Source organism: Sphingobium sp. SCG-1 (assembly GCF_002953135.1).
Lineage (GTDB): Bacteria > Pseudomonadota > Alphaproteobacteria > Sphingomonadales > Sphingomonadaceae > Sphingobium.
Map to the genome: position 1 here is coordinate 65,614 of NZ_CP026373.1, position 15,203 is coordinate 80,816.

General features: G+C 62.7%; 11 protein-coding genes. 3 read left to right on the forward strand and 8 right to left on the reverse strand.

Annotation, left to right across the window (positions count from 1 at the left end; translation table 11 throughout):
* Nucleotides 1-40: 40 nt before the first annotated feature.
* From C1T17_RS21860 to C1T17_RS20105, 7 genes are all read right to left on the reverse strand, one after another.
* Nucleotides 41-202 carry a hypothetical protein gene (locus tag C1T17_RS21860; protein ID WP_223262986.1) on the reverse strand — a complete coding sequence of 54 codons (162 nt, stop codon included), beginning with the start codon at nucleotides 200-202 and terminating at the stop codon, nucleotides 41-43.
* A 25-nt stretch (nucleotides 203-227) separates the two neighbouring features.
* Nucleotides 228-863 carry a hypothetical protein gene (locus C1T17_RS20080; protein WP_104955558.1) on the reverse strand — a complete coding sequence of 212 codons (636 nt, stop codon included), beginning with the start codon at nucleotides 861-863 and terminating at the stop codon, nucleotides 228-230.
* Between the two features lie 131 nt (nucleotides 864-994).
* Nucleotides 995-1,918 (reverse strand): ArdC family protein, encoded by a 924-nt coding sequence (locus C1T17_RS20085; RefSeq protein ID WP_104955443.1) that lies wholly within the window; start codon nucleotides 1,916-1,918, stop codon nucleotides 995-997.
* A gap of 139 nt (nucleotides 1,919-2,057) precedes the next feature.
* Nucleotides 2,058-4,112 (reverse strand): ParB/RepB/Spo0J family partition protein, encoded by a 2,055-nt coding sequence (locus C1T17_RS20090; RefSeq protein WP_104955444.1) that lies wholly within the window; start codon nucleotides 4,110-4,112, stop codon nucleotides 2,058-2,060.
* Nucleotides 4,113-4,235: 123 nt separating this feature from the next.
* On the reverse strand, nucleotides 4,236-8,453 hold the full coding sequence (locus C1T17_RS20095; RefSeq protein WP_104955445.1) for a strawberry notch-like NTP hydrolase domain-containing protein: 4,218 nt from the start codon (nucleotides 8,451-8,453) through the stop codon (nucleotides 4,236-4,238).
* Nucleotides 8,454-8,522: 69 nt separating this feature from the next.
* Nucleotides 8,523-9,422, reverse strand: a complete 900-nt coding sequence (locus tag C1T17_RS20100) for a toprim domain-containing protein (protein WP_104955446.1) — start codon at nucleotides 9,420-9,422, stop codon at nucleotides 8,523-8,525.
* 82 nt (nucleotides 9,423-9,504) lie between these two features.
* Nucleotides 9,505-9,825, reverse strand: a complete 321-nt coding sequence (locus C1T17_RS20105) for a single-stranded DNA-binding protein (RefSeq protein ID WP_021243468.1) — start codon at nucleotides 9,823-9,825, stop codon at nucleotides 9,505-9,507.
* 750 nt (nucleotides 9,826-10,575) lie between these two features.
* Here C1T17_RS20105 and C1T17_RS20110 point away from each other — a divergent pair.
* The 3 genes from C1T17_RS20110 to C1T17_RS20120 all read left to right on the forward strand — a co-directional run bounded on the left by C1T17_RS20110 (nucleotide 10,576) and on the right by C1T17_RS20120 (nucleotide 14,125).
* Nucleotides 10,576-11,670, forward strand: a complete 1,095-nt coding sequence (locus C1T17_RS20110) for a replication initiation protein (RefSeq protein WP_104955559.1) — start codon at nucleotides 10,576-10,578, stop codon at nucleotides 11,668-11,670.
* A gap of 189 nt (nucleotides 11,671-11,859) precedes the next feature.
* The gene (locus C1T17_RS20115; RefSeq protein WP_104955447.1) at nucleotides 11,860-13,062 is read left to right on the forward strand and encodes an AAA family ATPase; all 1,203 of its coding nucleotides are present in this window, start codon (nucleotides 11,860-11,862) and stop codon (nucleotides 13,060-13,062) included.
* A gap of 46 nt (nucleotides 13,063-13,108) precedes the next feature.
* Nucleotides 13,109-14,125: a ParB/RepB/Spo0J family partition protein gene (locus tag C1T17_RS20120; protein ID WP_104955448.1), complete on the forward strand. Its 1,017-nt coding sequence runs from the start codon at nucleotides 13,109-13,111 to the stop codon at nucleotides 14,123-14,125.
* An 8-nt stretch (nucleotides 14,126-14,133) separates the two neighbouring features.
* Here the strand turns inward: C1T17_RS20120 and C1T17_RS20125 are convergent, their stop codons facing one another.
* Nucleotides 14,134-15,054 (reverse strand): hypothetical protein, encoded by a 921-nt coding sequence (locus tag C1T17_RS20125; protein WP_104955560.1) that lies wholly within the window; start codon nucleotides 15,052-15,054, stop codon nucleotides 14,134-14,136.
* Nucleotides 15,055-15,203: the final 149 nt, after the last annotated feature.

Sequence of the window (15,203 nt, forward strand, 5' to 3'; positions counted from 1 at the left end):
GCCTGGTCAGGCACACGACGGCGAAGACAGCCCGAGCGCCCTACGCCTCGATCCGTTCGCACGCCGCATAATAGGTCGAACCGACCATCGACGACGCGAGAACCGTGAGACGATGATCCGCGTGCGCATAGGTGAACTGGTTGTCGAGATAGGAGCGCGGAGTGCCGTAGCCACCCATATCGCGCATGAAGAGCCAACCCATGAGAGGTCTCCAATGGTTGCGGGGTTCAGGCGGCAGCTGCGAGGCGCAGAGCGCCGCCATCGCCGGGGATGCCAGCAATCCGGCGCTGGAACGCTGCCACGTCGAGCAACTCGGTGATCGGCGCGCGGTGCGCCTTGCCGATCTCCTGCCCGTCGCGGCAGCGGCTGATCGATACCTCGCTGTCCGGGAGAAAACCGCGCGGGACCACGCGAATGGCGAGATCTGCGTGGCGCAGCTCCGTCGTGCCGTCTTCGTTATCGCCGCCCATGACGGTGTTGATGCGGGCGTCGTCCCCGTCGAGGCCGATTGCCGTGGCGAGACGGGTAAGCGCGCGACGCGCCTGATAGTGGAAAGTACGTTTGGCGTGGTAGTTTCCGCCTACGTTCGTCCCGGCAATGTCGAGCAGTGCCGGCGCGGCGTCGACTGCCAGGCGATCCGCTTCGCAACGGAGGCGCAGAGCGTTGACGCCGGACGCATCGCGTTCGGCAACGTCTGCCAGATGACGGATGAGGAGCAGGATTGCCGCATCGCCCGCGACCGGCTTGCCGGCACGCTGACAGTCGTCGACGGCGGCGTTGAGCGCGTGGAGCGCCGCTGGCAGATGGTCCAGACCGGCGGGGGAAAGGGCCTGATTGTGGCGGTAGAGCGTGTCGTAGAACATGGGAGCCTCCTTCGAGCGCTCTGGCGCGCTCAAAAAGCCGAAGGCTCCCTCTCCTCCCCTGTCCTTGCCGCGGCTGAACGCTACGGCGAACCGGTGGTAGGCGCCGGGGTCGGGGCGGACGATCGCCGCAATCATGCTGCTTCACGGATCTGTTCCTTGGCTTCGTCCGACGTGGCGAGGCCAGTTGCGCGGAGGAGAAAGGCGGCGGCGGCTTCGGCTTTTGCCGCAGCCGTCATGATGGCGCGGGAATCCTTGCGCAGCACCGCAAGCCACGAGCCGATATATGCCGCGTGATCGTCGATATGAGCGGTCGGGAGGCCGAGATCCGCACCAAGCAGGGCGGATGTCATCTCGGCGCAAAGCTCCTCGAAAGCATAGGCGTTGTCGCCGAACTTCCTGCCGAATTCTCGGTTGAGCCGGTCGGGATGGCCGGTCCAATGCCCTGCCTCATGCGCCAACGTCGACGCGAAATACGCGCGGGTGGAAAACAACGCGGCGGGCGGCATCGTGATGCTGTCGGCAACGCGGTCGTAAAAGGCGCGATCGCCGCTCTGGTGAACCTTCGCCGGAAGGGCATCGAGAAAGCGCTCTGCGCGATCCGGCAGCGCGTCGTCAGGGGCGACCAGGTTGACCGGGCATGGATAAAATTTCTCCGGCAGCCCCTCGATCTGATCGGCATTGAAGACGGCGTAGGATCGCAGCACGCGGCGCATTTCGTCGGTGGAGTCGCCGGTAATGGGCGACTCCACCGTCTTGCTGTAGGATTTGTAGAAGATGGCGATCTGCGACCGCTCGCCTTCGCGAACCTGGCCGCCCAGCGCCTGCGACTGTTTATACGTCATCCAGGTGCGCGAATCGTAGCCCGCGCCTTCGGCGCAGAGCCACAGCCAGAAGCAATTGATGCCCTTGTACGGGTCGCCGGTCGCGCGAAGTGGACGGCCGCCAAGGCCGGGTCGCCAAGGCTTCACCCAAGGGCGCACGCCGGATTCGAGTTTGTCGATGATTGCGTTTGTGATGGTGTCGGCGGGCGATGGTTTATCGGTGGTCTTTGCCACGGCAAGTTCTCCTGGTCTGATTGAGGCGAGCCCGGAGCAGCAGCCTCCCCTCTGAGAGGCCGCCGTCGGGGCACAAAAGAAGGGGCGACACTCCGCGAAGAGTGCCGCCCCCAGTCGCCTCGAACCGTGCAAGCGCGCGTCAGGCCGCCTCGCTCAAATCGTCCTGACCGTCATGCGTCGCGTTTTCGAGGTCCGACTCGTCATCGCCATCATCGCCGGGATCGACATCATCAGCCTCGTCGACGAAGGTCGAGCGCAGGGCGATGGTCTCGGGCTTTTCGATGGCGTCGAAGCGCATCGCATCCGGCAGCCAGGCCGCCGCCTTTTCGCGGATTTCGGTCTCGACGATCCCCTGCCCGTTGCAGAGCGAGGCGCAGGTCGCGGCAAGGTCGCCCTTCTTGGCATCCTTGTAGCGCCCGCGCAGGATCGGCCCACCAATGTCCTCGAGCGCGTCGAGCATGACGTCCTTTTTGACGCGGCCGAAGAAATTCTCGGCCGTGGGGCGCCACCAATGCTCGACCTGGATGTCGAGCGCGCGGCCAAGATGATCATGGAACCCGTTGGACCGTCCGCCCTCGGCAACATTCAGGCTCGGCTCCAGCGTGCGGGCGATCGAGAAGGCCACCCAACTGCCGCGGGCCTCGTCGTCGAGCGCGCGGAAGGCGTCGAACCGTTCGGTCATGGTCTTGTGACCGGCCCAGCTCGTATCGAGACGCTGGCGCTGGTCCTCGATGGTCTGCGACGCCATCGACCCTTCGTCACGGAAGCCGAAAATCGGGAATTGCGCAGCGCTGGACTTCAGCGTCGAGTGGTTGCGAACGTAGTTCGGCTCGAAGACGACATTCTGCGCCATCAGGAAGATGGTGAGGTCCAGCGCCATCGCCGGATCGCTCGCGATGTGGGCGACGAGGATCTGCCGGCGCTGGGTCGCCAGCTCGTCGATCAGCGTTGCACTGAGCTTGGGTCCATGATCGATGCCGCCGACGCCGTCGTCACCGATGCCACCGCCCGTTGCCTTGGGCGGAGCATTCGGATCGACGACGGGTTTCTCACTGAACATTCGGGTGTGAACCCGGGCTTCGCCATCACCACCGATATAGACGAACGTCCCGATCTGCGCCCTGAGCGCCGGATCGATCTCGCGACAGGAATCCTCGATGGCTTCAAGCTCGCGTTCGATCTCGTCGAGGCGGTCGTTCGCCGCCTTGGCCTCCGGCGTCCCCTCGGCCAGTTCGCCCTCAAGCTGTTCGACGAGTTGGTCATTCTCGACCGAAAGCGCTTCGACGCGCGCGGTTTCTACCTCGGTGAGCGGCCGTGCGGGCGCGTGAAACTCATGAAGTTGACGCTCAAGATCGTACGGGACGTGGGTGGCCGCGATTGGTGTCACGAACGCGAGACCCTCGGCCTGCGCGAGTTCGGCTGCGGCCGCCTCGAGCTTTTTGCTGGCAAGATCTTCGAGAAGATCGACGTCGATCCAGTTCTCGTCCCCCTCGGCGGCAAAGAGATCACCCTCGATGCGGCCGCCCGCCGCGACATAGGCATCGCGACCAATGAACCGCGCCTTGGCATCGTTCGCCTTGATCGTGCCGTTGAGGATCGCGCGCCGGATATTGTCGGGCTGATCGCCGTAATAGGAAGTGCTCATCTGTGCGAAGACGCGAGCCTGACGATCGATGTCGCTTGTCACGGCATAGGCCTGGGCGACACCCAGGGTAATTTCGCCGGCAGCGAGAGCCTGGAACACATCGGGTGCAAGCTCGGCAAGCCGCACCCGCTGCTCGACGAAGCGGGTGGTGACCCCCTGCCGTTTGGCAACGTCCTCGGCGGTCATCCCCTTCTGGATGAGGAAATTGAACGCGGTGCTTTCATCCGCCGGGTTCATCGGAACGCGCTGGAAGTTCTCAGTGAGGCTCGCCTCGACCGAGTTGTCGTCGTCGCTTAGCACGAGGACGGGCACGACATGATCAACGGGCAGATTGCCCTGCTCGATCAGGCTCTGGAGCGCGCGCAGCCGGCGCCCACCCGCCTTGACGGTGAAATGGCCCGACTTCTTGAGCGGGGTAACGATCAGATTCTGCAACAAGCCTTGCGTTGCGATGCTGGCGGCGAGGGCGTCGATACCGACCTCTCGGCTCGATTTACGGACATTGTCCTTCGACAGCGAGAGGTTCTTGACCTTGACGGACTGGATCATTTTTTGTCTCCATCTGGAACTGGCGCGCCGCCGCGACGGTCACGCGAGCCTGCACATCAGGCCCACAAAGCCGAAGGCCCCCTCCCCTCTCTTGTGCTGAGCGAGGAGAGAGGCCCTGGATGGTCAGGCGGTGATGCGCGCGATGACGACAGCGGCACTCGCGACGGGGACGAACATGCGCGTCCTGTGCTGGATGATGTCGGTGAAACAGCCGGCCGCCTTGAGTTCGGCAAGCCGCGTGTGCGGCCAATCGAGCAGTTCGAGGCGCTGCTGGCCGGCGACCAGGCTCCGCTTGAGCCGGTAAGCGCCAACGGATGATATATCGCCGGTCGTCATCACATGCTTTGCGGTGTCTTCGCCTGACACGGTGATGGCGGCGTTGATCCCGAAAGCGTCGGCGAGCTTCGACACCAGCGGTGCAGGAACGATCCGGCCGAGGAAAGACTGGCCATCATCGGTGTTCAGACGCCAGACCTGAACATGATCGTCGGGCAAGCGATCCCAGACCGGTAGGAGCAGGCCCGCGACCAGGTAGAGCGTACTGATGCGGGTCTTGTCCCGCATCTCCTCGACCTCGGCCTGCCACAATGCCGAGAATTCCTCCTCGCCGGTTTCTTCCCACATCGTTTCGAGCAGCAAATCCTGCCGCATTCGCTCGGAACGGGTCGGCCGAACCAGCTCGTAGCGGCGAACGATCTCGCCATCGTCGTCGGTGAGCGAATAGGTGCTGCACCGGATCGCGGCCTTGCCGGACTTGCGATTGACGATCGGACGCGCGTCATCGCCCAGGATCCGCAGGGCGCGTTCGAGCGGGAGCGGCTTGTAGCGCTCCTCCGTTTCGAGGCGCAGAATTTCGGTTTCGGCGCCACTGGTCTGGTCGCGCCGAATGACCGTGCGATCAAGGATCGTGATCCGCTCGGCGTTGATGCTTTCGACGCCGAGATCGAGCGTGCCGGCTTCGCGCGCCGCCTCGATCCGAGCCTCGATCAGGCCGAGATATTCATCGAAGATCGCATTCTGCAGCGCGATGCGCAGCGCGAGAATGCGATTGAGCCAGCGCTGGATCGGCGGCAGCTCCTCCTTCAGCCCGCCACCTTCGCCCTCGAGCTCAAGCCCGGTGAGGGTCTGGAACTCGCCAAGCGTGGTCGAGCGCAGCTTGCCGTCGGCCAGCAGGCGGAACCATGTTTCGAGGGATTCCTTGGCATAGTCGCTTTCGAGATTGTCCCGCGGGTCGAACAGGCCTTGCCCACCCGTCTGCCGCTGACCCCGGGTCAGGGCACCCAGGCTGTCGAGGCGGCGGGCGATCGTCGAGATAAAGCGCCGCTCGCCGCGGCAGTCGGTCGACACTGGACGGAACAGCGGCGCGCTTGCCTGATGCGTGCGATGGGTGCGGCCGAGTCCCTGGATGGCCGCGTCGGCGCCCCAACCGGGCTCAAGCAAATAGTGGTTGCGGCGCGACTGGTTCTCGGCGGTGAGACTGGCGTGATAGCTGCGCCCGGTGCCGCCTGCATCCGAGAAGATCAGGATATTCTTCTCGTTCCGCATGAAAGCATCGGTCTCGGCAAGATTTGTTCGCGGCGAACGGCTCTCGATGCGCTGGCGACCGTGCTCGTCGATGACGATGCGCCGACTGCGTCCGGTAACCTCGGCAACCGCATCGGTGCCGAAATGCCCGATGATATGATCAAGGGCGGACCCCACGATCGGCAGGGAGCAGAACCGCTCGACGAGATTGTCGCGCATCTCGAGCGCCTCCTGGCTGAGGATGGGACGGCCTTCCTCGTCGGACATCGGCTCGGAACGCGTCTTGCCGGTGTCATCGACGAAGGTCTGCATCTGTCGAACGGGAAAAGCGGCCGTCAGATAGGACATGACGAACTCTTTGGGTGACAGCTCGATGTCCAGATTTGCCCGGTCCTCGGCATTCAGCGCGGCGAGTGCCCGGTTGAGCATCGCCTCGGACGTCGAAACGAGCTGGATCACGACGCTCTCGTTCCGGGCGAGATCGGCACGGATTGCCGGGATCAGCGAAGGCAGCTTCATGCCGATCAGGATCTGGCCGAAGAAACGCTGCTTGGTGGATTCGAAGATCGACAGCGCTGCGGCCTTCGCGCCGCTGTTGTAGGTGTCGTTGGAAAAGCTGTCCGTCACCCGGGTGGCATCGAGGGCAGTGCGCAAATTGGCGTGGATGATCGCCCACGCATCGGCGTAGGCGTCATAAACCTCGACCTGGTCGGGCGTGAGGCGATGTTCGAGGATGTCATATTCGACACCGGCGAAACTGAGCGCCCTGGCAACATAGAGGCCCTGCATCTTCATGTCGCGGGCGATCAATTCCATTGCCGCGATTCCGCCACGCCGCAAACTGTCGACGAAGGCGCGGCGATCGGCGAAGGCGGTGGTCGGACCCCACAGGCCAAGCCGGGTGGCATAAGCGAGATTGTTGACGTCCGACGCGCCGGTTGCGGAGACGTAGAGGACGCGGGCGCGGGGCAACAGGTTTTGCAGACGCACGCCTGCGATGCCTTGATCGGAGCCGTCCTTGGTGCCGAACCGGCCTTCGCCGCCGGCGACACCCGCCATTTCGTGCGCCTCGTCGAACACCATCATGCCGTCGAAATCGTCACCGACCCAGTCCAGAATCTGCTGAAGGCGTGTGCCCTTTTCGCCCCGATTGGAGCGGAGCGTCGCATAAGTGAGAAAAAGCACGCCCTCGGCCGCGCCGATCGGTGTGCCCAACTTCCACTGGTTGAGATGCTGAATGTCGAGCGCGAGACCGCCGACGGCAGTCCAGTCGCGACGTGCGTCCTCCAGCAGCGTCTCGGTCTTGGAAATCCAGATGTGCCTGCGGCGCCCGCGTAGCCACTGATCGAGGATGATGGCGGCAACCTGACGACCCTTGCCGGCACCCGTGCCATCGCCAAGAAAGAATCCGGTCCGGTAAGGTTGGCCATTCTCGTCGGGGGCGAGCGACAATCCTTCCTCGGCCGCCTTGAACAGGCCAGAGATATCGCGCTCGAAGGCGTCACCGGCGTAGATCAGCGTTTCGAGCTGAGCATCGGACAGCACCCGGTCTTCCACGACGCGGGCCGGCAACTTGGGAAGGTAGGACGGCCGCGGTGCCGTAATCGACCCCATGGCGATCGATTCCACCAGAGCGGTCGGATGCGGGGTTGCGCAGGGGATGGCAATGCGGCTCGGCCGATATGGCAGGTAGACCCCCACCGCCTCACCGGTTGGCACGGGTTCGGCAAAAACGTCGTAGTCGATATCGCGCGCACCGAGCGGCGGGGCGGCCTTGGCGATCGGGGCCGAAAGCCGGGGCCTGCTCGAGATACCCCCGAGCAGGGATCCAACCACCCGGGTCGATGCGAGGCGCGCTGGGGAAAATCGCGGGAGTTCCGTAACGCTGGCGGCGGAAGCGATGATCGTCGCGAGCGCTTCGGCGAGTGAGCTGCACCGAACGATGGCGACGTCATCTTGGAAGCCTTTTTCAAGAACGATGAGCTTCACGATCTGGCTGGTGCCATGCTTGGCATAGGCATTCGCGGGCAATTCGACGTGTAGCGTGATTGCGCAGCCTTCGGTCGCCTTCGCCCAGGCGCGGCTCGATGTGTCCACGCGATCGGGAAGAATAGCGGCGCAGCGCCCGCCGGCATCAAGCCGCTGCAGGGCGGCGCGCAGATGGCGGAATGCGGCAAGCGGATCGGCATGCCGGCCGATGCTGCGGGAAAAGGGCGGGTTGATGAGCACGGCGGTCGGGCGGATCGACAGCGGCATCAGATCGTGGATGAGTTCGCCATCGTGGCGGCTGACCGGTGCGGTGGGGAATGCTGCCTCAAGCATGCCGGCGCGCGCCGGATCGATCTCGTTGAGGATAAGCTTGGCGCCCGCGCGCGCGGCGAAAACGGCAAGGAGTCCGGTGCCGGCGGAGGGCTCCAGGACGGTATCCGCAGCGGTGATGCGAGCGGCGAGCGCGGCAAGGTAGCCAATCGCGACCGGTGTCGAAAATTGCTGGAGCGTGATCTGTTCTTCGCTGCGCACAGTATGCGTCGGCAGGGATGCGGTGAGCGCAATCAGAGCCGCAAGGCACTCGGCGGGCTCTTGCGACAGGTCGAGCCTGGCGAGGTGCAGGACCTGGGCCAGCTCCAGCACATCATAGGCGTCGCGGAGTGACCAATGCCCATCGGCTGCGGTTGAACCATAAGCGGTTTCCATCGTCCGGAGCAGGCCAGGCCGGTCGATGCCCTCGCCCTTGCTCAGCACGGCAGAGACTGCCTTCGCGGCGGTGATGGATGGTTCAGTGAAATCGAGTTCGAGAGCAGCGGCTGAGGTGCGCATGGTAAGCCTCCATCGTATCGTCCGGTGCTCATCACCGGATCAACAAGCCGGAGGCCCCCTCTCCTCTCTTCAGTCGGAGTGTGTTTGGATCACGGTGCGAGGAACGGCGTTGCGGGCAAGCCGATCGCGCAAGGCATCGTTCCAATCGTCATGCTCGGATGGGAGCCATTCCTCCACCGTTCGCCCGTTGGCGCTAAGGTGCTCCCCTGCCCTCTTCAGGCAGATCCTCGCCGCCGTGTTCCGCTGGCCGAAGACGATGACGCGCTTCACATGGGACGGTATGCCGACATGGGCGTAGCGCTCGGCACCAAGCACAGCCCAAACCGGCAATTGGAACCAGTCGATGGCGGACAGGGCATCTTCGATCCCTTCGGCGATGCCCAGAACGTCACCGGGCTCACCAAAGCGCACGCTGCCCGAGCCGAGTAGACCCAGCGCCAGCTTGGGTTTGCGGAAGGGCCGACGCAAAATGTCTGTGGGATCGAGGAATGTCCGGTGGACCGCGACCAGGCCCAGCTCATTTCTCACCGCCGCGATCATTGCCGGAAGGCTGCGCCGATCTTTCCCCTTCCCTATGATCGTCTGTGGATTGAAGCGAAGGTCTGGGTTCGGCGCATAAAGGCCACGAGCATGAAGATAGGCTTCCGCCGGTGTGCCGCCGATGGGGACGCTGTGCTGCCACAATGACTTGGCCAAGCCGCTTAGATCGCGCGCTGGCGCGCGTGGCTCGACATGGACCGGCACCCGGTCATGCAAACCATGACGATCCAGCGCCTTGAGAATATCGGTCGAGGTGCATCCCGCGAAACATTTGAACAGGATCGCCTTGGTGCCGAGGCGGACCGAAAGACTAGGCGAGTGATCGTCATGGGCGGGGCAGCGGCACTCCCCGCGCGATCCAGACCAGCGTCCGCCCAAGCTCTCGACGATTTGCTTGGCACGAACCGCTGCGTCGATGGTGGCTGGCATACCCGAAACTCCTATCGAAAACCTAGGTTCGCTCCGCGCATGCCCCCTCCCCTCTCACCCGATCGGCGCTGCCTGTTCCGACCTATGCCGCCTTTGCCGCGAGCACACCGAACTCTTCGACGATCCGGTCGGTCGTGTAGTGCGTGGTTCCGTCGCGCTCGTACGAGGTGTCACGGAGCCGTCCGGCAATCCGCACGAGATCGCCAACCTGGGCCTTCTCATCGATATATTTCCGCTGGCCGTCGCTGAAAATGACGACGCGGTTCCAGTAGCTGTCCTCAATCCACTGGTCGCCTTCTCCGCGGCGGCGATAGTTCGCGCACACCGAGATGTTCGTGACCTTCGGCTTGGCGTCGATCTCACCGATCCTTCCGATGATCTCGAATTTGGCAAAATTGATCATGCGAGCTCCTCACTGCGTCTGCCCAGCGGCGACGAGCGGTTATGCAGCTGCGGTCGGTTCGCTGAGGATCTCGTCGCACGGCGAATCTGCCAAGGATCGAGACCGGGGTGTTATCGTGGATCACCGGTCTGGCGGTATCCCCCCAGCTAGGGGGCACTGGTTACCCTGTCCGACCGTAAAGCCTCAGCGAATCGCCTGCGTAACCCTCAAGAATCATTCTGAAACAACGCCGCTGCTTGCAGCGGAAGGATTCATGATTCTAAGTGATTCAGATTCTGGGCCGAAAAGGTCTGCAATTTCAATAATCTATCGCGTTTAACCTGACCGCACGGGGGATATTGCCTGACCCGGCGGGGGCGGCATCCTGACCGATCGGGGGGTGATAACTGACCTATTGGGGCTATCCTGACCGAGTGGGGGCGAGGGCATCTGGCGATCCGGGGCTGCGGAATGGCCTCATTCTGCCGGGTTTATCGAGCGTGAGCGAGCCGAAAACGGGCAGAATGCGAATCGCATCGCGACTCGGCGGAATCACAAGGTTTTTGCGCAAGTGCCACACGCTTCTAACCTGACCGCATGGGGGCCACAAAAGTGTTTCAGCCTGCCCTGACTTGACGAGCGAGGACAGGTCAGGCAGCAATTGGGCGAATCTGCCCATATGCGTTCGGCCTATATGACATGGAACATGCGGAAAATCTAAGCGCCGATGCAGCGCAAGAGGCGCAAGCCGATTCGGCGCCTGGCCGTGCTATGCGCGTTGCAGCTGCCTTGCAGGCGAAAGGTGGCGAAGAATTCGCCAAGCCCGGCAGCATTGTTGAGATCAAGTTCGTCAAAGGCCAATCGCTCAGCCTGACGGCCTCCCGGTTGCTCGCGTTGATGATCCTGACCGCAGGCGGCGATGCTTGGCAGGACCGGCCACATCGCATGCGCAAGGCCGATATTCGCCGCGGCCATAAAGGTAACGAACGTATCTCCGACATGCTGGAGGAACTTCACCGGACCCTGTTCGCGATCGACGACCGGTCCTGGCGCGGCAAGAAAGCGACGCTGCGCTTTTCCCTGATCTCGTCGTCCCGCGAAGAGGCGGAAGATACAGACGGCGCCGATGCGGGGTGGATCGAATGGGAGTTTACGCCTGATGCGCGCAAGCTCATCCAGGAGTCTGAGAGCTATGCTGTCCTGAATCGACAGGCGGTGCTGGGCTTCCGATCAAGCTACGCGCTCAAGCTCTATGAGATTGGATCGCTGCGGCTCCATCGCCGGCAGTCGACCTGGAAGGGTGATATGGCGGCGCTGCGTGCAGCGCTTGGCATATCGCCTGAGGTGTATACGGATTTCGCGCAACTTCGTCGCAAGGTGCTCGAGAAGGCGAAGGCCGAGATCGATCAGCTGGCTCACTTCCGAGTCGAGTGGAAGGAGATGCGGCAGGGCCGGACGGTGACCGAGATCGAGTTCCGTTTCGAACCGAAGGATGCGCCAGCGCAGATCGCGACCGTCGATGAGATTGAGCGGCACTCGACGGGGCGCAAGGCGCGCCGGGAGGGGGCTGTGGAGACGATCGCCGAACCGGTGGAAGTGGGATCGATAGTGAAGGCCGCTATCAGCGCGCTTGTCACGCCGGAGAAGAGTTCGGAGATCGTCTTTCCGCAAGGAACGATCCGGTTCAACGCCGAAGGCTTGGCCGCGATTGCCCGGTCGCACGGAGGCGGGTGGGATATCGACCTCATTGCCGACGCTTACCGCCAGCAGATGGGCGACCGTCTGGCGAAGCTCAAGGGCGCGAAGCTGATCAGTTCGTGGACGGGTTTTTGCGAGAGTTTCGTTGCCCGAAGGGGGCGTCCATAAGCGAAATTGCACCGGTGCAATTTCGTCGTGCCCCCACCGAGTCAGGATGGGCCGCTTAGTAGGCGATTGGCAGCCGGTTTCGTTGCAATTGCCGCCCATGCCGGAGGCAGACTTTCGAAATAGCGCTTCTGTTTGACGAAAAAGCACAAGTAGCGCTATAGTGCCCCGAGTTTCGCAAAGGGGCGCCTTGTGGTAGCATCACTAGACATCGACGACACTCATGATCTTCTCTCGGTGGCGGCGCTTGCCCAGCGGACCTCATCGGTGCTGGAGCGCCTTCGCGATTCAGCGCGCAGCGCGCGGGCGGATGAACGCCGCGAGCCCACTTTTCCAATCGGAAAGGCCGCTGTTCTCGTCGGGCGGACGCCCGCTGCAATTCGCGACGCCGAAAAGGACGGACGTCTTCCGCCGCCGCCGCGAACCGAGAATAACCGCAGGGTTGGGTACACGCTTGCCCAGCTCAATGACATGCGAGGCCTGTTCGGCACCAGGCCCTGGCGAGCGGCCGACGATCCATGCTGTGTCGTGGCCGTCCAGAACTTCAAGGGAGGCGTCGGCAAATCGACCCTGTCCGTCCACCTTGCCCAATATCTCGCAATCCAGGGCTACCGCGTTGCCCTGATCGACTGCGACAGCCAAGCCTCTGCGACGACATTGTTCGGCTATGTGCCGGATCTCGACCTGAGCGAGGAGGATACGCTCTACCCGTTTCTCCGGGAAGAGGAGAAGACCTCGCTCGATTATGCGCTGCGTAAAACGCATTTCGACGGTCTCGAACTGATCCCGGCAAATTTACGGCTGTTCCAGTCGGAATATGAGATCGCAGCCCGAATGGCGCGGGGGCAGGGGGGGCTTATCGATCGCCTCTCTGAGGGTATCGCCAGCATCTCTGATCGCTTCGATGTCATTGTCCTCGATCCGCCCCCGGCCCTTGGCGCGATCTCATTGTCGGTTTTGCGCGCCGCGAACGCACTTGTCGTGCCGGTGCCTCCAACCGTCATGGACTTTTCCTCGACCGCAGCGTTTCTGGCGATGCTTGATGAGACCATCGAGACGCTGGCCGAACGTGGTTTTGCACCGACCCTGAGATTTCTGCGCTTTGTCGCTTCCAAAGTCGATGAGAACAAATCGATGCAGAAGGAACTGCTCAATTTGATGCGGACGCTGTTTGGTCAGGCGATGGTGCGCACGCCGCTCAAAGACTCTGCTGAGATCGACAATGCGACGGCCCGTTTGATGACGGTCTATGAGCTCGACGGTCCTGTGACGAGCAGTGCCGTCCGCAACCGCTGCCTCACCTATCTCGATGGGGTGAATGCTGAACTCGAGTTGGATATTCGGGCTATGTGGCCCAGCCATTTGAGCCGTTTGCGCAAGGAAGGTCTGGCGTGAAACGACAAAATTGCACCGGTGCAATTCCGGGTGAAGGAACGGCTTCATGAGCAGAAAGAATGCGAGTTTCGCAGCAGAACTGGCCGCCGGAATCAATCCACCCGAAGATGGTGTGCCCGCGCCGCGCCGGCCTGGGCTGGGCGCCAATGTTCTGACAAATCGGGAGAATCGGTTGGCCGAACTGGCGGCTGGTACGGTCGTCAGCCGCACCCATGAATTGGTTGATCCCGCGCGTTGTCGGATGTGGGCAGGACATAACCGCGAATATGCCTTGCTCAACGAAGAGCGGTGCGCCGACCTTATCGAGAGCATGAAGGCGCAAGGGCGCCAAGAGATGCCCGCGATCGTCCGCCGCGTGCGCGGTGAGCCCGATTATGATTTCGAGGTGATTTGCGGCGCGCGACGCCATTGGTCGATCAGCTGGCTACGCGGCCACAACTATCCCGACTTCCGCTTCCTGATCGATATTCGCGAACTGTCGGACGAGGAAGCGTTCCGCATTGCGGACATTGAGAACAGAGCGCGCGAAGACCTCAGCGATCTGGAACGCGCCCGCGATTATCTTCGTGCGCTTGATGCCTATTATGAGGGCCGGCAAAAGGTGATGGCCGAGCGGATCAACGTCACCGAGAGCTGGCTGAGCCGTTATCTCGATCTCGCGCGCCTACCAGCGGAACTGATGGTCGCCTTTCCCAATCCGCAGGATTTGCGGATCAAGCACGTCACGACCATCAAGCCCTTGCTGAAGCCCGATGATCGTCGCCAGCGGGTGTTTGCCGAAGCAGCGGCGCTCAGCGCGCGATCGGGAGGGGAGGGCGCTCCTATTGCGGTGCCTGATATTCTCCGTGCATTGGCACTGGCAGCCGATCCCCCCAAGAGGTCAGGATCCCCCAAGAGGTCAGGATCGATCGAAACCGTGGCGTCGCAGAGCGGAAAGCCATTGCTTCGGTTTGAGGGTAAGGACCGTAAGGGGGTGAGGATCACCTTGCTCCCACACGGTGGCGGTTCTCGGGACGAAGCGGAGGCCGCTATCAAGATCTTGCTCGACGCGCATTGGCAGTAGCCTCCGCGTTACCCGAGTTTGGCTACCAGTTTGCGTGCTCCCTGCGGCGTGACCTCAAGAAGCCGCGCCACTGCAGATGGGCGAAGACCGGGATAGGCAAGCGCAAGGCGCGCGAGGAGCGGTGCGCGGCTGCGGCGCGTTGCCGATACGTCCAACGCTTTTGACCCTTGACGCTCGATCCAGTCGAGATCCTTCAGGCCGGACTGGCAGGTCGCGAGCAGCGATCGCATCATGAGATCCGTCAACTCTGTAACAGCGTGTGGCGGGAATTTCGGCAACAGAATGAGCGAAGGCAGGGCGCCCAATGTGAGCCCGGCATGATGGAGCATGGCAGGGACATGGCTGGCCACAAGCCAGGCGCGATCGCGCGCCCTCGGCTCGAGCATGAGCGTCCGACCGTCGATCGTGGTCACATCCACCGCAGATTGCTCGGCGACGACGACCGCCTTGAGCATGGCGGCAATCCGATCGGCGACGGAGTGCAGCGAGGCAGAAGGGTAGGGGGCTTGTGCTTCGATACGAGCCTGCCGCCACGCCGGACCGAAATAGGCCATGTCGCTGCCTGCCCAGATTTCGGCTTCGGATCGATCGTCAAGCACAGTGCGCAAGACGTTGAGCGTCGCGCGCGCCAGCGGCCCCTTATCGCCAATGCTAGCCTCGATCGCGAGATGAAACACCGCTGCCACAGAGACAGGATCGTTCAACCCTTCAGAGGCGCGGGGAGGGGGTGTGCGTCCGCAAATCCAATCCTGCAAATGCCGGACGTCGATTGGCGCGCCGGCGAGACCGGCGAGTTGGGCTGCGCCCTGCAACCGCGCGCGGGCCAGCCAAATGTCAGCCCATGGGCTGTTTTGCAGGCGTCCATCCAGTCGGCCGAGCAGGAGCATTGCCTGCTCACTGGAGGCATGGAAAGGGGAGAGCGAGGCCATCAATCCAGTCTCTATCGCAACCAATTGAGAAACCAAACACCTAGGTTAGTTTCGCCGGACATAGCCACAGGATTATGGACACACGATAATTGCACTTATCGCATGTCCATATTTGACCTCTCTTTACGAAATGCGCTACACATCGCGCC